Annotated in this window: 16 protein-coding genes and 1 pseudogene; 15 read left to right on the top strand and 2 right to left on the bottom strand. The window is 40.5% G+C overall.

Annotated features, from left to right (window positions below):
* The first annotated feature begins 105 nt into the window (after nucleotides 1–105).
* From glyA to cofE, 6 genes are all read left to right on the top strand, one after another.
* A complete protein-coding gene (gene glyA, locus MSBR3_RS07975; RefSeq protein ID WP_048107451.1) occupies nucleotides 106–1,344 on the top strand; it encodes a bifunctional serine hydroxymethyltransferase/L-allo-threonine aldolase in 1,239 nt (412 codons plus the stop codon).
* 23 nt (nucleotides 1,345–1,367) lie between these two features.
* Nucleotides 1,368–2,231, top strand: coding sequence for a bifunctional methylenetetrahydrofolate dehydrogenase/methenyltetrahydrofolate cyclohydrolase (locus MSBR3_RS07970; protein ID WP_048107450.1), 864 nt, complete (start codon nucleotides 1,368–1,370; stop codon nucleotides 2,229–2,231).
* Between the two features lie 1,223 nt (nucleotides 2,232–3,454).
* Nucleotides 3,455–4,681, top strand: a complete 1,227-nt coding sequence (folP, locus tag MSBR3_RS07965) for a dihydropteroate synthase (RefSeq protein WP_048107449.1) — start codon at nucleotides 3,455–3,457, stop codon at nucleotides 4,679–4,681.
* Nucleotides 4,682–4,683: 2 nt separating this feature from the next.
* The gene (locus tag MSBR3_RS07960) at nucleotides 4,684–5,298 is read left to right on the top strand and encodes a methylenetetrahydrofolate reductase C-terminal domain-containing protein (protein ID WP_048107448.1); all 615 of its coding nucleotides are present in this window, start codon (nucleotides 4,684–4,686) and stop codon (nucleotides 5,296–5,298) included.
* A gap of 253 nt (nucleotides 5,299–5,551) precedes the next feature.
* Nucleotides 5,552–6,430, top strand: a complete 879-nt coding sequence (locus MSBR3_RS07955) for a methylenetetrahydrofolate reductase (protein WP_048107447.1) — start codon at nucleotides 5,552–5,554, stop codon at nucleotides 6,428–6,430.
* Nucleotides 6,431–6,661: 231 nt separating this feature from the next.
* Complete coding sequence (cofE, locus tag MSBR3_RS07950; protein ID WP_048107446.1) at nucleotides 6,662–7,471, top strand: coenzyme F420-0:L-glutamate ligase; 810 nt, start codon at nucleotides 6,662–6,664, stop codon at nucleotides 7,469–7,471.
* 389 nt (nucleotides 7,472–7,860) lie between these two features.
* Here the strand turns inward: cofE and MSBR3_RS20640 are convergent, their stop codons facing one another.
* A complete protein-coding gene (locus tag MSBR3_RS20640; RefSeq protein ID WP_196297030.1) occupies nucleotides 7,861–8,052 on the bottom strand; it encodes a hypothetical protein in 192 nt (63 codons plus the stop codon).
* Nucleotides 8,053–8,910: 858 nt separating this feature from the next.
* Here MSBR3_RS20640 and MSBR3_RS07940 point away from each other — a divergent pair.
* Nucleotides 8,911–9,198 (top strand): annotated as a pseudogene (locus MSBR3_RS07940) (thioredoxin family protein); the annotation flags it as partial.
* Nucleotides 9,199–9,865: 667 nt separating this feature from the next.
* Nucleotides 9,866–10,273 (top strand): DUF1699 family protein, encoded by a 408-nt coding sequence (locus MSBR3_RS07935; protein ID WP_048107443.1) that lies wholly within the window; start codon nucleotides 9,866–9,868, stop codon nucleotides 10,271–10,273.
* A 213-nt stretch (nucleotides 10,274–10,486) separates the two neighbouring features.
* On the opposite strand, the gene MSBR3_RS20170 is transcribed toward MSBR3_RS07935, so the two are convergent.
* A complete protein-coding gene (locus tag MSBR3_RS20170; RefSeq protein WP_155396758.1) occupies nucleotides 10,487–10,654 on the bottom strand; it encodes a hypothetical protein in 168 nt (55 codons plus the stop codon).
* Nucleotides 10,655–10,973: 319 nt separating this feature from the next.
* Between MSBR3_RS20170 and MSBR3_RS07930 the strand changes: the two genes are divergently transcribed.
* The 7 genes from MSBR3_RS07930 (at nucleotide 10,974) to MSBR3_RS07900 (ending at nucleotide 20,826) form a co-directional block, all read left to right on the top strand.
* Nucleotides 10,974–11,993 (top strand): MBL fold metallo-hydrolase, encoded by a 1,020-nt coding sequence (locus MSBR3_RS07930; protein WP_048107442.1) that lies wholly within the window; start codon nucleotides 10,974–10,976, stop codon nucleotides 11,991–11,993.
* Nucleotides 11,994–12,384: 391 nt separating this feature from the next.
* Nucleotides 12,385–12,798: an EMC6-like membrane protein gene (locus tag MSBR3_RS07925; RefSeq protein WP_048107441.1), complete on the top strand. Its 414-nt coding sequence runs from the start codon at nucleotides 12,385–12,387 to the stop codon at nucleotides 12,796–12,798.
* A 521-nt stretch (nucleotides 12,799–13,319) separates the two neighbouring features.
* Nucleotides 13,320–15,086: a ribosome biogenesis/translation initiation ATPase RLI gene (locus tag MSBR3_RS07920; protein ID WP_048107440.1), complete on the top strand. Its 1,767-nt coding sequence runs from the start codon at nucleotides 13,320–13,322 to the stop codon at nucleotides 15,084–15,086.
* A 212-nt stretch (nucleotides 15,087–15,298) separates the two neighbouring features.
* Nucleotides 15,299–17,488, top strand: a complete 2,190-nt coding sequence (locus tag MSBR3_RS07915; RefSeq protein ID WP_048107439.1) for an ATP-dependent DNA helicase — start codon at nucleotides 15,299–15,301, stop codon at nucleotides 17,486–17,488.
* Nucleotides 17,489–17,952: 464 nt separating this feature from the next.
* Nucleotides 17,953–19,254: a histidinol dehydrogenase gene (gene hisD / locus MSBR3_RS07910; RefSeq protein WP_048107438.1), complete on the top strand. Its 1,302-nt coding sequence runs from the start codon at nucleotides 17,953–17,955 to the stop codon at nucleotides 19,252–19,254.
* Between the two features lie 101 nt (nucleotides 19,255–19,355).
* Nucleotides 19,356–19,763 carry a DUF1699 family protein gene (locus MSBR3_RS07905; protein ID WP_048107437.1) on the top strand — a complete coding sequence of 136 codons (408 nt, stop codon included), beginning with the start codon at nucleotides 19,356–19,358 and terminating at the stop codon, nucleotides 19,761–19,763.
* Nucleotides 19,764–20,418: 655 nt separating this feature from the next.
* A complete protein-coding gene (locus MSBR3_RS07900) occupies nucleotides 20,419–20,826 on the top strand; it encodes a DUF1699 family protein (RefSeq protein WP_048107436.1) in 408 nt (135 codons plus the stop codon).
* Nucleotides 20,827–21,195: the final 369 nt, after the last annotated feature.

Here is a 21,195-nt window from a genome sequence, read left to right as displayed (position 1 = left end):
ACTCCTGTATACGTGCACATGTTAGCGTTAATCAATCCATTAATCCAAGCTACAAAAACTCTTGATTTTGAAGAATTTTAAAGGAACAGGTTACAGGTGACAGTAATGTCTTATATTGAAAAAATTGATCCGGAATTGTTCGAGGCTATAAAAAAGGAAGCCGATCGCCAGGAATATAAACTAAACCTCATCGCATCTGAAAATTATGCGAGCAAAGCTGTTATGGAAGCTCAGGGATCGATTCTGACGAATAAGTATGCTGAAGGATATTCCGGAAAGCGGTACTATGGCGGCTGTGATTTCGTGGACATTGCCGAGGATCTCGCGATTACCAGGGCAAAGAAAGTCTTTAACGCAAATTATGTAAACGTCCAGCCTCACTCGGGTTCTGGATCTAATATGGCTGTCTATTTCTCGGTTTTGCATCCCGGAGACACCATCATGTCCATGGATCTCTCTCACGGAGGGCATCTTTCTCATGGCAGCCCTGTGAGTTTTTCCGGAAAGCTCTTTAATATTGTGCCTTACGGGGTCAGCGAAAAGACCGAGATGCTGGACTACTCCGAACTTCTAAAAAAAGCAAAGGAAAATAAACCGCAAATGATTGTTTGCGGGGCTTCAGCTTACCCTCGCGAAATTGATTTCAAACAATTCAGAGAAATTGCTGACGAAGTTGGAGCTTATCTGCTTGCAGATATTGCCCACATTGCAGGGCTTGTAGTTGCAGGTGTGCATCAGAGTCCTGTACCTTATGCGGACTTTGTTACCAGCACGACTCATAAAACTCTCAGGGGCCCAAGAGGCGGAATTATTATTTCCAAGACAGAAGAACTTGCAACCGGAATTAATAAAGCTGTTTTCCCGGGTCTTCAGGGTGGGCCTCTCATGCATATTATAGCCGCAAAGGCAGTAGCCTTCAAAGAGGCCATGAGTGTGAAGTTCAAACAGGACCAGATCCAGACCGTAAGGAATGCAAAAACCCTCTGCAAATGCCTGAAAGAGAAAGGTTTTGATATGGTTTCCGGTGGCACGGACAATCATCTTATGCTTGTCAATCTCAATAATATGAACATAACAGGCAAAGATGCAGAAGCTGCCCTAAGCAAATCCGGGATTATTGCAAACAAAAACACGGTACCCTTCGAAACCCGCAGTCCCTTTATCACTAGCGGTGTAAGGCTCGGAACTCCTGCCTGCACCACAAGGGGTATGAAGGAAACGGAAATGGAATTAATTGCCGACTATATTGAGACTGCAATCACGAATTCAGAAAATGATAGGATCCTGTCTGAAACTAGTGACAAGGTCAGAGAACTCTGTTCAAGGTTCCCGGTTTATTGTTAATTAAAAAGTGGGATGTTTTACCAATGTCAGACGAAGGGTATGAATCACGAATTATAGATGGGAAAGTTCTTGCAAAGAAAATTGAAGGTGAAGTGGAGTCTGGAATTAAGGCTCTTGTAAGTGACAGGGGAGTTACGCCCGGACTTGCTACCGTTCTTGTTGGCGATGACCCAGCTTCCAAGATGTACGTCCGCCTGAAGCATAAGGCCTGTGAACGTGTGGGCATTCGGGCAGAAGACCACTTTCTTCCGGCAGAAACCAGTCAGGAGGAACTTATCTCCCTGATCAATACCCTTAACAAAGACAGGAATGTGCATGGAATTCTGCTTCAACTCCCACTTCCTAAACACCTCTTCCCTCAGGAAGCAATGGAAGCCATAGCTCCTGAAAAAGATGCGGATGGTTTTCATCCCTACAATATGGGAAAGCTAATGATTGGAGATGAAGGGCTTGTACCCTGCACTCCGCATGGGGTTATCCGGGCGCTTGAAGAATATAATGTGCCTATTAAAGGCAAAAATGTGGTTATTGTCGGGCACAGCAATGTTGTCGGAAAACCCATGGCAGCAATGTTCCTTAACCGGAACGCAACCGTTTCGGTTTGTCACGTATTCACGGATGACCTTAAAAAATATACTCTAGGTGCAGACATCCTGGTGGTTGCTGCTGGGGTCAAACACCTCATAAAAGCCGATATGGTAAAGGAAGGTGCAGTAATTTTTGATGTGGGTATTACCCAGGAAAAAGACGGCGTATACGGAGATGTAGACTTCGAAAACGTGATCAAAAAAGCAGCCCTAATCACCCCTGTTCCTGGAGGGGTTGGCCCTCTGACAATTGCCATACTTATGAAGCACGTACTTAACTGTGCAGAAACGAATTTTTGAAATTTCTTTAGTAAGGTCTTTACCAGGCCTTTTAATCTTTTTTGAGACTTTTTTGATAATATTTTGTTTTCTGGTATTGTTTTAGTGATACCTGTTTACTTTTTATCTCTTGGTCGTCCTGTGTTATATGACTGATATCACTATGATTTAATATTAAGTATGAAGAATGATGGTGTTTTTGCGCAAGGACTGCAGGTTAGCTTCAGTTGCACTTGGATCTCCAATTGCACTGAGATTTCCAGTTGCACTTAGATCTCCTGTTGTACTGAAATTCAGAACAATAAGAACTTGAAAACTGCTTTACTTCAGAACAATAAGAACCTAAAAACTGCTTTACTAACGTTTGAGAACAATATTAACCAGGTAATAGAGACGACCTATATCTTTGATAGCACCGAAAATCAAGTAAAGGCATTGAGTTCTTGAGTGAAACATCAATTATGAGTTATTGAGTTAAGTCAGGTACTCAATTTAATGTGTATACCCTTTATTTTACTCGTTTCGTACTAAAGCAAGAAAAGTTGTTTTTCCTAATTGTACCGGATCAGAAAAATCATGTTTGTCCTCTTTGTCTTGTCAGTTTACAATATTAATAATTATTTATAAACGATTTCTAAATTAACATACAATGCTGCTTTCCTAATTGTGCCAGATCAATTCTACACATCAATATTTTTATGTATTATTGGAGCTTATAATATTACAATAAGTTTACAATAAGTTTACAATAAGTTCACAATAAGTTTACAATAGTGTTTACAGTAGTGTTTATAGTAACGTTTACCGCCAACAATATTCAAAATAGCTGCTTAGTTTAATATATAATCCCCCTACTATATAATGTGTCAGCGGAATGAGGTCTATAGTAAGGCTTGAAACCTGCTTTAATGTGTCTTCAAAATACCTTAAACAAGTACACCTGATAAAGTCAGTTTATATATATTAATCAACATATGATTATAGTGATTACTTATCCAGTCCTGATAATAATCAATAAACAATCTCCCCTCTCTGGAAGCCTCTGCGGATGAAATAAAAGATTTTTCACGGAATGTAGTAAAAGTGGAATAAACTATATTTTCACGATTTAAAGGCATATCGTTGAAATCTCCGATAGTGAGAACGCTCTGTAAAGCCGGCTTCCCTCAATACCTGTTTACTAATGGCTATTAAACGTGGGCTGGCGTAATTAAATTAAAATCTATAGAGTCTGGTTGTCAAAAATGGTTGTTGATACTGAAATATGTGGTATTAAAATAGGAGATCGATACCCTGCACACGTTATGGGTATTATTAACTTTAGTCCTGAGTCCTTTTACGGAAATTCGGTCATAAGCCCGGACTCTGCGCTTGAGACTGCCCTGAAAATGGTTGAGGAAGGAGCAACATTCCTTGATCTTGGAGCTCGTTCAACCTGGATACATGCCGAACCTATTAGCAGGAAACAGGAACTTGAACGTATTTTGCCAGTGCTTGAAGCACTGGAAGGCAATGTGGATGCTGTAATTTCCGTAGATACAATGTTTTCTGAAATCGCAGAAGAAGTTCTCAAAAGAGGAGCTGACATTATAAATGATGTTTCCGGTTTTACAGCAGATCCCAGAATGATTGAAGTAGTGGCAGATTACGGATGTCCTGCTGTTGTTATGGCCTCAAATAAATTACCTGGTGACCCCCTTGGAATGGATGCGATTATCGAATCCCTCGAATCCATAATACAGGCTGCTGAGGCAGGCGGCATAAGTCCGGAAAAGCTCATACTTGACCCTGCATCCGGCAGGTGGATCGAAGAAAAACTTCCTGTTCATGATTTTGAGACTCTTGACGATTTTGAACGCCTTAAAATCCTTGAAAAGCCTTTGTTAGCAGCTCTCTCAAGAAAATCTTTCATAGGAGATTTGCTTGGAAAACCTGCAACTGAAAGGCTCTATGGCAGCCTGGCTGCAGCAGCTATTGCAGTTTACAAAGGTGCTCATATCGTCCGTACGCATGATGTACCTGAGACCGCAGACGTTGTAAAACTTTCAGGAGCTATCAGAAGTAGGCCAAGTGTAGTAAAAGAGGGTAGGTATGAGGTCTCTGTGGTTGAGGTAAAGACACCACAGGATGCAGCCATGGCAATGCGGAAACTTGGGGTTACCGTGACAGGCTCAAAGGTAATGCAGAATAAAAGCATCCATCTTATGCTAAAAATTCGTAATCTTACGACCACAGAGGCTTTGATAATAAAACAGGAGATACTTGCTCGGGGAGGGGATGCAGCCCTGACAAGGAACGCAGTTTCCCACGAAACGGAGATGACTGATGTGCTTATAATGGGTACTCTACTTCAGTTTGAACGTCTTGCCAGGAAGCTTGAAGGACAAGCGCGCTCCCTTCCACTTATTGCCGAAATGATCCGAGAATGTATTGCAAATCGGAACGATCTGGAATATCGATACTTGAGGTAGTTATGATTATAACTTCAGCAAAACCCCTTGAAGAAATCCTGGCCTTATTGAAGGACGAAGATGATATATTTATTATCGGATGCAATGTCTGCGCTGCAAAATTGAAGACCGGTGGAGAACCCGAAATCCTTGAGATGATCCGACAACTTGAGAAAAACGGAAAGCATGTAGTAGGCTGGGCTCTTCCCACAGCAGCCTGCAGTGTCAGGTCTTTTGATTCCCTTGTCCAGAAAAACGAAAAAATAAAAGAGGCACGCTGTATTCTGGTTATGGGCTGCGGTAGTGGAGTTTCAACGGTTTCCAGTGTAACAGAGGTACCGGTATTGGGCTCAAACGATACGCTTTCTCTGGGAGGTTCAAGCGAGGGTAAGCTGCTTTCAGGACAGTGCATAATGTGTGGAAAATGCACAATTGGTGAATTCGGAGGAATCTGTCCTAAATCACGGTGCCCAAAAGGACTCCTAAACGGGCCCTGTGGAGGAGCTGTTGACGGGATGTGTGAAGTCAACAGAGAAAACGATTGTGTATGGACTTTGATTTATAATCGGTTGAAAAAAATAAATAGACTTGATCTCCTTTACACAATTCATGCCCCTCAGGAGCATATAATTGATTAAAATTCATCACGGTTTTTATTTAATTTTTTAATTAATTTTTCCAGTGTTAATAAATGCATGTCTTTTATGCATCAGTGTTAAATGCACATCTTTCACGCATCAGTGTAAGTCTGCTGTAATTTCTCTGATCTACAAAAAAGGGATGATGTATAACATCAGGTTTTTGGAAATAATAAAAATGATATTAACCGACTGATAGAGCACGATTCAGGAGCATGGTTTTAAATAATTTCATTCCTAATATTCTTACTCAATGCTCTTTAATTTTCGTGAAAAACTGAATTCCAGCAAATTTCTGGTTACTGCTGAAGTCTCCCCTCCTAAGGGCACAAGATTCTCAGTTCCCCTCGAAGATGCTCGTCAGCTCAAAGGAATTGTAGATGCTATAAACGTTACGGACAATCAGTGCTCAATTATGCACATGAGTTCCCTGGCTTTTAGCAAGTTTCTGCTTGATGAGGGACACGAGCCTATTATGCAGCTCACCTGTCGGGACAGGAACAGGATAGGACTTCAGTCCGATCTTCTTGGAGCGTATGCTCTGGGTATCCGGAACATCTGTGTGATGACAGGAGATTTTCCTTCTTGTGGAGATCATCCAGGTTCAAAGCCCGTATATGACCTCGATTCCGTACATCTCCTGCAACTTGTCCGGAAGCTTGACTCGGGCATTAATTTTGCAGGAGACAGGCTGGATGGGGGAACTTCTTTCTGTGCAGGTGCAGTTTCTGGCATAGACCCTGACAAACCTCTGCAACTCATAAAGCTTGAGAAAAAAGTAAGGTCCGGAGCTGACTTTATTCAAACTCAAGCGGTTTATGATGTAGGCATGTTTGAGGAGTTTATGGAGGCTATAAGCTACCTTGAAGTGCCTGTAATTGCAGGTCTTATTCCTCTGAAATCTCTGGGTATGGCCGAATTCATGAACAGAAACATTTCAGGAGTTAATGTGCCTGAAGAAATCATGTTTCGCATAAAAGACTCACCTGATCCTGTTGAAGAAGGTCTTTTAATAGCTTCAGAGACTATAAAAGAGCTTATGAAACTCTCAAGAGGGGTTCATATTATGCCCGTAGGCTCTCACAACAATACCTCAAGACTGCTTTCTATGGCTGGACTTTCCGGAAAATAATTTTCGTAGAAGTTTAAATCAATCTCTATTCCGGAAGACTATTTTTTCTCTTTTTCAGTGGTAAAATCTTTTACTTCCTGTATACTCTGCCTGAGACCTTTATTCTCATGGCATTTTATCGGAGCCTTTGGATACATTTATCAATATCTTCTTGTATTTTACGGTTTGATTTTGTACCTATTTTTGATTAGGCAAAGTAATTAATCATTAGCTTCTAAGGCAGCAGAGAATATGAGTTCAGAAAATACTTCCATCCAGATGTTTGGAATTAAGACCCCTATTATCAGGGAAGGGGATGATATTGTACAGATTCTATATGAGGCTCTGGAGGAAGCAGGGCTTGTCCCTATTGACGGGGATATTTTCGTACTTGCAGAATCTGCAGTTGGCACGTCGGAAAGAAGAGTCGTCAAGCTTGCAAGCGTAACTCCAGGCGAAAGGGCAAAGGTGCTTGGGGAAAAGTACGGGATTGACCCCAGGGAAATGGAACTCGTGCTTCATGAATGCGATGAGATTTTTGGAGGTGTTCCAGGAGCTGCTCTTACAATCACAAAAGGTGTTCTGGCTCCAAATGCAGGAATCGACGCTTCAAATGCCCCTGAAGGTTATGTAATCCTGCTCCCTGAAGACCCCCAAAAAAGTTCCGGGATTATCAGATCCCGGCTTGAGCAGCGTTACTCATGCAGGCTAGGGGTAATTATAGGAGACAGCAGGACTCAGCCTCTCAGGCTTGGCTGTTCGGGAATTGCTCTTGGAGTTTCAGGTTTTATACCTGTGGAAGATGCGCGGGGAACTAACGATATCTATGGAAAACCTCTACGTATTACATACAAGGCTGTAGCAGACAATCTTGTCTCGGCTGCCGAACTCCTTATGGGAGAGGCCGGGGAAAGGATACCGTGTGTACTTATCCGTGGTGCTCCTGTATGCATGATAAATGAGCCCTATGATATGCCAACGATCCCAATGGAAGGCTGTATGTATTTCGGCAATATAATAAAAGGTCGGCCTGAGGATAAAAACTGCAAGAAAAACATATGACTCTTTAACAGGATCCTGATAAAAACAATGTTTTAAATATTCTTCAACAAACTGAACATTTTTAAATTAACAAATCTTCTGGCAAGAATTATAATACTAATAAACTTTATAAGTAAAGTTTCAGGTCCGGATCTCACTCTTTCAGGAACTCTTATTGGAGAGTCTGCAATAACTTTCCAATTTTCCAATCTCTTAAAAAAAGATTTTATGAAAAATATTTTTCTTAAACATTTTCTTTAATATTTAAGAAAAATATATAACTCGTCGGTTCAGAAAATGCGATTTTTAATGATTTGTCAGTCGGGCTGTGAAAAGATAGCTATTATGCTTTTTCCTTCACACCAAATAATTATTCAGGCTCGTCAGTTACTGTTGACAGCTTCAGTCCCTTAACAGTCCCGTCCCCGGTTCCAGAATCTTCGACGGTCGCAATGACGACCTCTAAATCTATGGTCACAGTCAAAGCGGCCACCATGATGGCCAAAACCGAAGCCATCAAATCCACCATAGCCTCCATAGCCGCCCCATCCGCAGCCACCATGACCATCGAACCTGTTTTTAAAGAATGGATATCCTCCCATTATATTTACCCCCATGATTTTGCGATGTTCTTTTATTTAGCAGTTATTTTTCGAAATTATTGGTGTTTCCCTTATTTACTTAAGCTAAAATGTTCAAATTTAGCTTACATGAATACAAACACAAATATAATTATATTTTATATAATAATAATGGAATAATTCTTTCTTATTATCAATAGTTTTGAAAAATTAATAAACATTTGATGGTAAAACAAATTGACTTATGTTTCGAAAACTATAAATTTTAATTTATGTCCAATCGGACCAGCTATAAAAATGAAGTATATAATTGGGATCTAAAAAACTACAATCTTGCCAAGCAGTAAGTGATGCTTCTGAGAAGATTCATCACCGGGCTGGAACCAGGAACTTTATAATATGAGAAAACACACTTGTAAATCGGCGGCTTAAAATCGTTATCCAGATCGTGTATATTGCGACTATCTCAGTTCTAACCTGGTATCAATGGACGGTATCAGTCTTATCTTTTGCGAGATCATACACGATAGAAATATAAATGCAGCGATCAATATAAGACTATTATTGCACTTCGATATGGAAATAGTTCACCTTAAGGTTCCAGGGTACAACCTGCGGACTTATTCTCAGTAGAGGGAAGTATGAAGCTGGAAGAAACAACTGGATATACGGAAAACTATTTCACATTATCGAAGATAATATATAATTATTGAATCCCGACCCTGTATTTGGTAAACCCAGCTTTCATGTCGCCTGCCATCAGGATTGGGCTTCCGGTAGCTTTGTCGCACAGACCATTGAGGCTAGTATATGTACGACTCTTCGGTATGCTTTCCGGAGTGGATTAAACAAAAATAAAGAAAGTCTCAGACATTTCAAAAATATAAAGGTGATTTTATGAAACCAATGTTATTGGACTTTTCCGCAACATGGTGTGGACCTTGCAGGATGCAAAAACCGATTCTTGAAGAGCTTGAGAAAAAGTACGGGGATAAGGTTGATTTTAAGGTTGTCGATGTGGATGAAAACCAGGATATGGCCTCCAAATACGGCATACATGCGGTTCCAACTCTGATTATTCAGAAAGGAGACGGGACTGAGGTGAAACGCTTCATGGGAGTTACCCAGGGTAGTGTACTGGCGTCGGAACTCGATAAGATCCTCTAACCCTCAGCTTTTCTGACAAAGATCGCCCAGGGTTCCATAAACCTGGGGCTATCTTTTTCCGTATCTGTTTTTGTATGTTCCACAAGTCCGGAAGTGTCCTTTTTCGTATCCCTGGTCGTCTATTTTTTGGACTTTTTCTATAATTCCTAAAACGGAAAAAGTTTTACTGCCCGTATTACTCAGTACTTTTTTCTCAGTACTTTTCCGAACTGAACATATTTATTAATACTGTATATAAAACTTATTTTTATAATATAGGATCTAAATGGAAAAATGATGGAATTTAATACCTTCGTTTTCTGGTTTTCATATTAAACCGCATAGCTATTCTTAACTTCTTTATAGAGGTTCAGTAAATTCGTATTGAATAAAGAAACAGTAGCAGATGAACTATACATGTCTATTCTCTTTCTGTGAAAAGTAAGTCCCTGAAACTCCTGGCTGAAAAATTCTAAAACTCCATAAAAGTAATAATAATTGAATAAGTTTGTATAAATTAATTATATGAGTTATCTGAGAAATTTCAATTAAAAAAATGTTTCTTAAACTGAAAACTCATAATACTATCTAAATAATGTTAGTTCAATGGGATAAATATTTATAGTCAGTATATCTTAGTTATATCAATGTAAAAACGTAAAAAAATTCAAAGTGAGATGAGAAAAACATGAAGATCCGAGTGGTTAGTTCCAGAGAAGAAATCTTTACACTTAACCCGAACGAGCGCGTTGTTCACCTGGCCTTCAGGCCATCGAACAAGGATGTTTTGGGCCTGGTTGAGACCTGCCCAAAAATCGAAGTAATTCAGTTGCCAAAATCCTATATGGCTACAGTTTCAAAGTCCATAGAGATGTTCCTTGAGATGCAGAGAATCCAGCTCATTGAAGGGGACGTCTGGGGCCACAGAAAAGATATAAACGAGTACTATACCATTCCTTCCTCAGTGACTGAAAAAATAAAGGAAATGAAATCCGAAGGTATATCCACTGAGGATATTGAAGCAAAAGTTTCAAGGGAAAATATGCTTAACCCTGAAATGGTCGCTTATATCATAACTAAGGAATCCACTGCCTGAGTTTCAACCGGAAAAATACGCTACAAGATGTGTTTCACTGGAGATTAAACCGCAAAGGCGTTGAACTTTTCGCGTTTTCGCGATCTGATCTCCGGCTTAAATCTTCTACTAGAGAAGACTTATGTCCGGAAAAAGTAAGAAACCCTGAAAATATAATTGAGATCCGCTTTTTAAGAGGATTTTCTTATTTATTAATTATTTTCCTATATTTTTTCAAAGATTTATACTCTGGAGAGGAATTGGAATTCCCAGGGTTGCTGTCGAAGTTGCTGTCAACACTAACTGGAAAACAAGTTTTGCGATTTCTTCAGCGGCGTAACTCACAATAATTTCGTTTGTGATATCTTTTCCAAATGATTTTATGGAATGCTTAACTTCCAAATGATTTTATGAAATACTTGACTTTGGTTGTTCTCTATTCTCTGGTTGTTCTCTATTCTCTGGTTGTTCTCTATTCCCTGGTTGACATTATTCTCTGGTTGACATTATTCTCAAATGCTCGTAAAAAGAGTTCTTTTTCTGTTCTGAACCTCAGTGCAAACGGAGCTGACTTAAATCCCTTGTACAAAAACACAATCATGTCATACCGAATATTAATTATGGTAATATTCACACTGTAATACCGGACGATCGTACATTTTGAATCTCCACTATTTCCCTAACCTTAAATACCTTAAGTATTATTTCCTCAAGGATTTGCGTGATTTCTAAAAAACTGATTGATCTTGGTGTGCTGGCGCTCAGGCAGCGTAATTCCCGCGGGACATTTAAACCGCATATCTCACTTCGGTTCAGGGACAATGCCGGGGACTTGCGTACTTTTTCTATTGATACCACCAGGACGGTTGGAAAACATATCCAGCCTGATGCTTATCTTATAACTCATGCTCACTCTGACCATTACGGAAAATCGGCTATGCTCTCTCCTAATGCCTTTTGTTCTGAAAAGACAGCAATGGCTCTTGAAATCAGGCACGACAGAAAATATGCAGGCAGCATGTGTAAGCTTGGGGATGAAATCGATATAGAAGGAACAAAGGTAAAGACATTTCCTACGGAACACACCGCAGGCGCGAGTGCTTTTTACTGGGAAAACGATGTAGGGACAAGGATTCTGGTTACAGGCGATGTCAAAGATGCAAGCAGCCTTCCTCCGTGTGACGTCCTTATCACTGAAGCTAACTACGGAGACCCTGCAGATCCCTCCTGCCATTTTGCAGATGACCTTGAAGGCATGAAATCTGCGCTTTTCGAAAAAGGGCCTGTAGCCTTTGGGGCATATGAATTCGGAAAGGCTCAGCGCGCAGTTGAACTCATAAGAGGCTTCGGATATGACGGTGCCATCCGTATGGAGGCAAGGACAAGGGCTCTTACCCGCAGTATGCTTGAAGATGCCGGAGAACTTGCAGGGCTTGATTCCGGAGAAGATGACGGGGTTTTCATAGTTGCTCCCTGGAATCTTGACAAGTTGCCCTGGAACATGAAAAAATATGTTTTAAGTTGCCGCATGGATTATCCTTACCCAACAATCAGGATAAGCGATCATCTTGACGCTTGCGGACTTGAAGATATGGTCAGGAGACTTTCCCCTGAAGTTACTCTTGTCTATCACCCAGGAGGGAATAGACCTTCAAAATTTTCAAAACATTTAAATTCGATAGGAATTGATTCGATATCTATAGATCAGATCGGTAATGTTTTAAGCAATGAATTTATTTAAAGCTGTGAGATCAGGTCTTAATACTGATCCCGAATTCAATTTAGAGGGCCTTGTATCAGAAACCAACTCCAAGGATTTAGTTCCATATTGATTCAATTCCATATTGATTCAATTCCATATAGATTCAATTCCATATTGATTCAATTCCATATTGATTTAATTTCATATTGATTTAATTTCATATTATAGTTCCAGGAATCTTATTTCAGCACAAATTATCATAGCTTAATAAATAATTTCATTCTATTAATTTAAATATAATGGTTTTAATCTGATATCTCAAATCTGCAAATCAAAATTTTATAACTCAGGTCTAATTTTTTAACTGAGATTAGATCCTGACTACGATTACATCTCGGGAATGTTAATTACCGTTCAGGAGAGTATAAGGTTGAGTAAGCAAAATCCGAAGTCAAAGTCCAGAAAGGAACCTGCAAAAATAGCAGAGGCTACTTCAGAAGTTCCTGCAGCAAAGATTGAGACTCCAGAGAAGAAAAGTTTTATCAAGGAGAGGACGCCTGAGGAAAAACAAAAGGAGCACAGGGATGGAATTATAAAGACGATAGTAGCCTCATTACTTGGCACAATCGCAGGAGTTTTATGTTTTTATCTGTATGGGACTGGAGAAGACAGGATCTGGTATGCTGTACTTACTATTGTCATTGGAATTACATACTACATACAGAAAATTTTTTATCCCCAACTCAATATCAGTACAAAGGAGTTCAAATTCAAGGACTGGTTCTATGTAGAGTTTATAGTTATTGATTTCTTCCTTATCGTCTGGACTCTCCTCCTGAACTAAACTCTTCTTTCCTGAACTACAAAAAGGCTCTTAAAGTTAAGGGCCTTTTATACAGTCTTTATCAAGATTTTCACCTTTTTGATTTACTCAACTCCTGTACTACCTGGCCTTTATTTCATTAAACTCCTTATGACTGGTATTTTATGCCTGCAATAGTCCAACGGTTCATATATTAGAGCAGGCATCTCATAACCGGTGACCACTATCTGTAAAATATCTAATGTAAATGAACTGCTGTATATGCAAAATATCTGAGGTAAATAAACTGCTGTATATGCAAAATATCGTAAATGAACTGCTGTATATAATGTAAAGTATTTTAGGCAAATGACTGCTGTATATATGGAAATATCCTCTTAACATACTTGACATTACACTATCAACTGCCTTGCCGTGGATAACCGTTCTTTACTATAGCAAACATTACATTGCTATACTTCGGTTACGTTTGAAATCATAGCAAGTGCTTCATCTAATATTATTTAACAAATTAACGAAAAACGTAATTTTCGGGGACTATCATGAGAATAGCTATACTTAATAAAGATAGGTGTCAGCCCAGACGGTGCAGTAAGGAGTGCGAGAAATATTGCCCGAGGGTCCGGACAGGGGACGAAACTATTGTTTTTGAGGAAGACGGAAAGCCCGTCATTTCCGAGGAACTATGTGTAGGCTGTGGAATTTGCGTAAACAAATGTCCTTTTAAAGCCATAATGATCATAGGGCTTCCTGAAGCTCTGACAGAACCCACTCACAGGTATGGAGCAAACGGTTTTGCCCTCTTCGGGCTACCTGTGCCAAGGATAGGAAAAGTAACAGGGATTCTCGGCCCTAACGGGATAGGAAAAAGTACGTCAGTCCAGATTCTTTCAGGAGCTTTAATCCCTAACTTCGGACAGGAAAAAGGTGATTGGGATACTGTGCTTGAACACTATTCCGGAACTGCACTTTATGACTACTTCAAAGCTGTTGTGGACGGGAAAGTTCGGGTTTCCCAGAAACCCCAGTACGTGGACCTTATCCCTAAAGCTTTCAAAGGAAAAACCTCCGAACTGCTAGAAAAAACCGATGAGAGAGGAGTCCTTGATGAGCTTATCGACTATCTCGATTTAAAAAGCGTAATCGACAGGAAAATTTCGGAATTGAGCGGCGGAGAGCTGCAGCGTGTGGCAATAGCAGCATGTGCGGCAAAGGATGCTCAGTTCTACTTCTTTGATGAAATTAGTCCCTACCTTGACATCTACCAGAGGATTAACGTCGCCCGCCTGATCCAGAATATCTCAAAGGATAGGGCTGTGCTCGTAGTAGAGCATGACCTTGCGATCCTGGATATGCTCACTGATGTCATTCACATTGCCTACGGAGAGCCTGCTGCTTTCGGTGTGGTTACTCTTCCAAAGAGCGTACGTGTTGGGATCAACCAGTATCTCAAAGGCTATCTCCCTGAAGAAAATATAAGGATACGGCCTGAAGCCATCAAGTTTGAAGTCCATCCTCCAAGGGAAGACTACCAGTTAAGGTCTATGGTTGCCTTTAATGGTTTTTCAAAGAAGTTTGGAGACGGCTTCTCCCTCAAAGCTACAGGTGGGAGTCTTCGTGAAGGCGAGGTGCTCGGAGTAGTGGGCCCTAACGGGATAGGAAAGTCAACCTTCGTAAAAGTGCTTGCAGGGGAAATCAAACCTGATGAGGGCGATCCAGGCATAGATGTCAAAATCTCTTACAAGCCTCAGTATATTAAAGCCGACATTCCTGTGCGCGTACAGGACTTCCTGCGTGGGATCTCTAAACACTTTGGTACCAGCTACTACGAGGTAGAAATTTCGAATCCACTCCAGCTTGATAAGATCTATGACAGTCTTCTTACAGACCTTAGCGGTGGAGAACTGCAAAGAGTTGCGATTGCAGCTTGCCTCACTCATGAAGCCGACCTTTATATTTTGGACGAGCCCAGCGCCCATCTGGACGTGGAACAGCGTTCTATGGTCACGAAAGTCCTCAACCGCTTTGCCGAAAACAACGGGAAGACAGCGCTTGTCGTAGACCACGATATCTACATGATAGACATGTTGAGTCAACGACTTATGGTTTTTGAAGGCAAACCTTCAGTATACGGTGAGGCGCATGGTCCGTTTAGCATGGAAAACGGTATGAACAGATTCCTGAAAAACCTGGGCATAACCTTCCGAAGAGATGAGGAAACAAGGCGTCCACGTGTGAATAACTTGGGCTCACGGCTTGACAGGGAACAAAAAGACAGTGGAAATTACTATTACTCAGCAGGTGATTAAACTCTCATTGGTTACTTTAATAAATGATACTGAACAAGGTATATTCAAAGACCTTAAAAATCGGAAAAATGTCAAAAATCAGGTTCCCTTAATAAGGGAATCAGGTTTTTTGCAGAACCTTTTGAAGAGGTTTCTGCATATACTACCTTTTTCGATACTGGCATTCAATTCCAAAATAGTTTTTTATCTAATGTGTGAGTTTCTGATTTTCAATGAAGATAGAAAGTCTCGATCTGCCCGATGAAGTAAAACGGTTTTATCTCGATTCCGGAATTCTGGAACTTTATCCTCCTCAGGCCGAAGCAGTGGAAAAAGGGTTGCTTGAAGGAAGAAACCTGCTTGCTGCAATCCCAACGGCTTCAGGGAAAACACTCCTTGCCGAACTTGCAATGTTGAAGTCCATCTTAGCAGGAGGAAAGGCACTCTATATCGTACCTCTCAGAGCTCTTGCTTCCGAAAAATTCAAGCGGTTTAGGGAGTTTTCGGAACTTGGAATTCGGGTCGGGATATCTACAGGTGACTATGACTTGCGGGATGAAGGACTCGGAGTAAACGACATTATTGTGGCAACCTCCGAGAAAACCGATTCACTGCTAAGAAACGAAACCATCTGGATGCAGGAAATTTCGGTTGTTGTGGCAGATGAGGTGCACCTCATAGATTCACCGGATAGGGGTCCAACGCTTGAGGTCACTCTTGCAAAGCTTCGGAAAATGAATCCTTCCTGCCAGATTCTGGCGCTGTCTGCAACTGTCGGGAATGCCGATGAACTTGCAGCCTGGCTGGAAGCCGAGCTTGTAGTAAGTGAATGGAGACCTACCGAGCTCCTCGAAGGGGTATTCTTTAATGGGACTTTCTACTGCGAAGACAGGGAAAAAAGTATTGAGCAGTCCACAAAAGATGAAGCCGTGAACCTTGTGCTGGATACTCTCAAAAAAGATGGTCAGTGCCTGGTTTTCGAAAGCAGTAGAAAAAATTGTATGGCTTTTGCAAAAAAGGCGACTTCAACTGTTAAAAAGACACTTTCTACAGAAAACAGGAAAATCCTTGCAGAAATCGCAGATGAAATCCTGGAAATCAGTGACACTGATACTTCAACGAACCTTGCAGCCTGTGTCCGTTCGGGGACAGCTTTTCATCATGCGGGTCTTACCACGCCTTTAAGGGAAATTGTAGAGGATGGTTTCAGGGCTGGAAAGATCAAGTTAATTTCAAGCACGCCTACTCTAGCAGCCGGACTCAACCTGCCTGCACGACGTGTAATTATACGAAGTTATCGGCGTTATTCTTCTGAAGACGGAATGCAGCCTATTCCTGTGCTCGAGTATAAACAGATGGCAGGCAGGGCAGGCAGACCAAGGCTTGATCCATACGGAGAGGCGGTACTTGTTGCAAAATCATATAATGAATTTGTTTTCCTTTTTGAGAACTACATAAAGGCCGAAGCCGAAGATATCTGGTCCAAACTCGGAACCGAAAATGCTCTCAGGACTCATGTGCTCTCTACAATTTCCAACGGTTTTGCGAGGACATATGATGAACTAATTGACTTTCTGGAGGCAACGTTTTTCGCTTTCCAATACTCGAACTTCGGGCTTTCCACGGTTGTGAACGAATGCCTTAACTTTTTGCGTCAGGAAGGAATGCTTGAAAAAACCGATGCCCTTATTCCTACAAGCTTCGGAAGACTTGTTTCAAGGCTCTATATCGACCCTCTTTCAGCTGCTCGCATTGCAAAGGGCCTGAAAGAAGCAAAGAGCCTGAGTGAGCTTACCCTACTTCATCTGGTGTGCAGCACACCTGACATGCGCCTTCTATACATGCGGAACCATGATTATCAGGATATCAATGATTATGTAATGGCTCATGCAAGCGAGTTTGTAAAGGTGCCAAGTTCTTTCGACGCTACAGAATATGAATGGTTCCTGGGAGAAGTCAAAACTTCTCTCCTTCTGCTTGACTGGGTCCATGAAAAGTCTGAAAATGAGATTTGCTTGAAGTTCGGTACCGGGGAAGGTGACATTCATGCAATTGCGGATATTGCGGAATGGATAATGCATGTTACCGCTCAGCTTGCAGGGCTCCTTGACCTGAAAGGTGCAAAAGAAGCCACAGAACTTGAAAAAAGGATTCATTACGGAGCAGCCCCCGAACTTATGGACCTGCTCGATATCAGAGGTATAGGGCGCGTGAGAGCAAGAAGACTTTATGAGGCAGGTTTCAGTTCCTCAGCAGAGCTTGCAGGAGCTGACCTTGAGAAAGTAGCAGCTCTTCTCGGGCCGAAAATTGCAGACCGGATTTTTAGGCAGATTGAGGGCAGGGATGCAGTCCCTCAAATTGTTGAGTCTGAACATCCTGAGAAAAGTTCTTCTTCAGGGCAAAAGACAATTAACGATTATTGAATTTGCCATTTTCATCTCTTATATATTTTTGATAGTTTTGGTCTGCTTAACAATTTTATTCTATGTTGGCCGATCCAATAAGGGATAAAATATTAAATGAGGGTAGAGATTTAATGGGATTGGATTATCAGGTTAACCGATTATCTGGTTATCCGGTGTTAAATAACGGGATTGAATTATCAGATTAACCAATTACCTGGTTATCGAGTGTTAAATAACGGGATTGAACTATCAATTAATCAGTTACCTGGTTACTGGTTCTCAGATTAACCAATTATCTGGTTATTCTTTCTCAGATCAATCGGTTCTGGTTATTCAGTTGTCAGATTAACCAATTATCCATTTATTCAGGTATCAGATTACCGACTATTAATTTGTAGTAGAGTCGTTTTATATCGGGTTTGATCAGCACTTATATCAGTTCAGTTTCAACCTGTATAAGGTCCTGTCAGGTTCATTTAGAGATGGTCATGATGTTATTCAAAAAGTTGTCTGATGTTTCGGAAGTTGAAATGCAGAAATTGCTCTCCCGGGGGTCCGGGCTAGAGGATGTAGCGAAAACTGTTTCAGCTGTGCTTTCGGATGTGCGTACTAAAGGAGACGCCGCGCTCAGGGAATATACGGCTAAATTCGATAAAGTTGAACTTGCAAACTTTGAGGTGAGTGAAGAGGAACTTCAACAGGCTCTCTCCAGCATAAGTCCCGAGCTTCTGGATCACCTCAAATCCGCAGCTGCAAACATTAGGGCTTTCCATGAAGCTCAGCTTCCGGAAGCTATCTGGTTTATGGAACTCAAACCAGGGATCGTACTGGGTCAAAAGGCAACGCCTCTGGAAAGTGTAGGTGCGTATGCTCCAGGAGGCCGTGCTTCTTATCCTTCAACTGTGCTCATGACTGTAATCCCTGCCAGGGTTGCAGGAGTGGAGCAGGTTATAGTCTGTACGCCTCCAAGGCCGGATGGCTCCGTGCACCCGCTTACACTTGCTGCCGCAAAGGTTGCTGGAGCGGATAAAGTTTTCAAACTCGGAGGCGCGCAGGCTATAGGGGCAATGGCTTATGGGACAGAAACGGTTCCAAAAGTGGATAAAATCGTAGGGCCTGGAAATGTTTTTGTCACGTCTGCTAAAATGCAGATCAGGGACGTTGCGGAAATCGATTTTCCGGCAGGCCCAAGCGAGGTACTTATTATTGCAGATGAATCGGCAGATGCCGTTATGGCAGCTTCGGACATTATTGCACAGGCCGAACATGATCCGAATTCACTCTCGATACTCATCACAAGTTCGGATACGCTGGCGGAAGCTGTAAACAAAGAGGTTCTGGTTCAGGCAGAACAGACTGCAAGAAGCAGCATTGTAAAGGCTTCTCTTAAGAATGCCGCAATTCTTATTGCAGATTCCCTGGAACAATGTATTGGCTTTAGCAATAAGTTTGCTCCCGAACACCTTGAGATAATGGTATCGGACCCTGACTTCGTACTTGACAGGATTAAAAATGCAGGATCGATTTTTATAGGAAACTATTCTCCTGTTCCTGTTGGGGATTATGCCTCAGGGACAAATCACGTGCTTCCTACATCCGGATACGCCAGAGTTTACTCAGGTCTGAATATAAATCATTTTATTAAATACTCAAGTATTCAGAGAATCAGCAAGAGTGGGCTTGAAAGTCTGAAAGAAACTGTAATCGCATTAGCCGAGGAAGAGGGTCTACAGGCACATGCTGATGCTATAAGAACTCGTTTTGGGTATAAACCCTCTAAATAATATATTAGCTAATCGATATGTATTTAAAATGTAAATGCGTAAACAAAATTTGATTTTTAAATAAATGAAAATCTAATTGTTAAATAAGGAGTGGGGATAGTATGAAGATAAGAGTAGTTAGTTCACGGGAGGAAATTCCTACCCTGAACCCGAATGAAAAGGTTATCCACCTTGCTTTCAGACCATCTAACAAGGACGTATTCATGCTTGCAGAAACATGCCCTAAAATTGAAGCTATACAGCTTCCTAAATCTTACAGAAGGACAGTTTCCAAGTCAATTGAAATGTTCCTGGAGATGCAGAAGATAAATCTTCTGGAAGGAGATGTATGGGGACACAGAAAAGACATAAACGAATATTATAATGTATCTCAGAACGTTCTTGAGAAAATTCAGGAATTAAAAGCCGACCGGTTTACCAATGAGGTTATCGCTGAAAAGCTTTCGAGAGAAAGTAAATTAAATTCGGATATGATCCTTTATATTCTGAGCAAAAGAATTATGGATTAATCGGTTAATTCTTTCGTTTTCTAAAGCTTTTAGAGTTTGAACTCTCTTTTCAGGATGGAATTCCGGACTGGAACTTCCATCTAATCTATACTTTTCTCAAATTGTTCTTATATTTTGCAGTTTGGAAAATATATACTTTCATTTTTGTTTGAAGGCAAATCAAGAACCTATACTGCATCTTATGAACCTATACTGCATCTATACTGCATATTATGAATCTATACTGCATCTATACTGCATCTTACCTATTACTTAATTTCTCATGCCTTGTTTCCATCTCAGCTATTATGGGACTTTTTGTTCTTTACTCATTCCAGTTTTTTCTAAAGCTCTCTGTACTCTGTACACAATATTAACAACATCTTAACTTGGTTTTTATTCCAATCTCTTCTGTATTATTTTCCATTCTTATTATATCCATAAAAACATAATTATTATATTTAGTAAGAACATTGTAGTTAATTTACATATGTCAAGATATGAAAAATTCTTTGTTTTCTTGGCTCTTTTTTCCTGCTTCCCATACATACCCGTTTTTTAGTACTCTCAATTAAACAGGAAAAAATATCTGAGTATACACAGAAGATTATTTAAATAAAGTAGTGTAACTTATTTTATTGATTCTTTAATTAAGTTTTGGGTCGGGGGATCTATAATGAAAATAAGAGTCATCAGTTCAAGAAATGAAATTCTGTCACTGAATCCAAATGAAAAAATCGTTCACTTTGCATTCAGGCCATCAAATAAAGACATTTTCCTGCTTGTTGAGACCTGTCCGAAACTGGAGATAATTCAGCTTCCAAAATCATACAGAAAAACAGTTTCAAGAGCCATAGAGATGTTTCTGGAAATGCAAAAGGTTCAACTTGTGGAAGGAGATGTATGGGGACATAGAAAAGACATTCATGAGTACTATACTGTTCCTGATTCAATAATTTCAAAAATAAGAAACATGAAAGCTGAGGGTATTTCCGATGAAAAAATCGCAGAGAAAATAGCATATGAAAGCAAACTTAGTCCTGAAATGATTTCTTACGTTCTAAACAAAAAAAATTTGGAATAAGAACTTATCTCTGTCCGTCTTCTGCAGGTCTTTTATATATAAGTTCAACTATACTTTTTTTCAAAAAGACACTTGCTTGCAAGCCTTTTCAAAAAATCGCTTGCAAGCCTTTTCAAAAAGGTTTGAACGCAAGCCTTTTCAAAAAAGGCTTGACCGAAAACCCCTGATAACGTTTAGATTTGACAACCTTATCCCCTAACCCTATCGGCGTGATCAACCGGCGCAACGGTTGCGGCACAACAGTTGTGCTCAAAAGGACTAGTTCAAATTCAGGATCTACTGGACTGTTCTCAAATTTGACTATATATGGACAAAGACAAATAATTTAAAACAATATCTCTTTATCTCTTGAAAGTGGAGATTATTAAG

Source organism: Methanosarcina barkeri 3 (genome assembly GCF_000970305.1).
Lineage (GTDB): Archaea > Halobacteriota > Methanosarcinia > Methanosarcinales > Methanosarcinaceae > Methanosarcina > Methanosarcina barkeri_A.
The sequence above is the reverse complement of the archived record's forward strand: the minus strand, read 5'-3'. Positions and strand labels throughout refer to the sequence as shown.

Excerpts from the sequence above, each read along its gene's own strand:
- glyA (WP_048107451.1), top strand. The coding sequence starts at position 106 with ATGTCTTATATTGAAAAAATTGATCCGGAATTGTTCGAGGCTATAAAA.
- MSBR3_RS07970 (WP_048107450.1), top strand. The coding sequence starts at position 1,368 with ATGTCAGACGAAGGGTATGAATCACGAATTATAGATGGGAAAGTTCTT.
- folP (WP_048107449.1), top strand. The coding sequence starts at position 3,455 with ATGGTTGTTGATACTGAAATATGTGGTATTAAAATAGGAGATCGATAC.
- MSBR3_RS07960 (WP_048107448.1), top strand. The coding sequence starts at position 4,684 with ATGATTATAACTTCAGCAAAACCCCTTGAAGAAATCCTGGCCTTATTG.
- MSBR3_RS07955 (WP_048107447.1), top strand. The coding sequence starts at position 5,552 with ATGCTCTTTAATTTTCGTGAAAAACTGAATTCCAGCAAATTTCTGGTT.
- cofE (WP_048107446.1), top strand. The coding sequence starts at position 6,662 with ATGAGTTCAGAAAATACTTCCATCCAGATGTTTGGAATTAAGACCCCT.
- MSBR3_RS20640 (WP_196297030.1), bottom strand. The coding sequence starts at position 8,052 with ATGGGAGGATATCCATTCTTTAAAAACAGGTTCGATGGTCATGGTGGC.
- MSBR3_RS07935 (WP_048107443.1), top strand. The coding sequence starts at position 9,866 with ATGAAGATCCGAGTGGTTAGTTCCAGAGAAGAAATCTTTACACTTAAC.
- MSBR3_RS07920 (WP_048107440.1), top strand. The coding sequence starts at position 13,320 with ATGAGAATAGCTATACTTAATAAAGATAGGTGTCAGCCCAGACGGTGC.
- MSBR3_RS07915 (WP_048107439.1), top strand. The coding sequence starts at position 15,299 with ATGAAGATAGAAAGTCTCGATCTGCCCGATGAAGTAAAACGGTTTTAT.
- hisD (WP_048107438.1), top strand. The coding sequence starts at position 17,953 with ATGGTCATGATGTTATTCAAAAAGTTGTCTGATGTTTCGGAAGTTGAA.
- MSBR3_RS07905 (WP_048107437.1), top strand. The coding sequence starts at position 19,356 with ATGAAGATAAGAGTAGTTAGTTCACGGGAGGAAATTCCTACCCTGAAC.
- MSBR3_RS07900 (WP_048107436.1), top strand. The coding sequence starts at position 20,419 with ATGAAAATAAGAGTCATCAGTTCAAGAAATGAAATTCTGTCACTGAAT.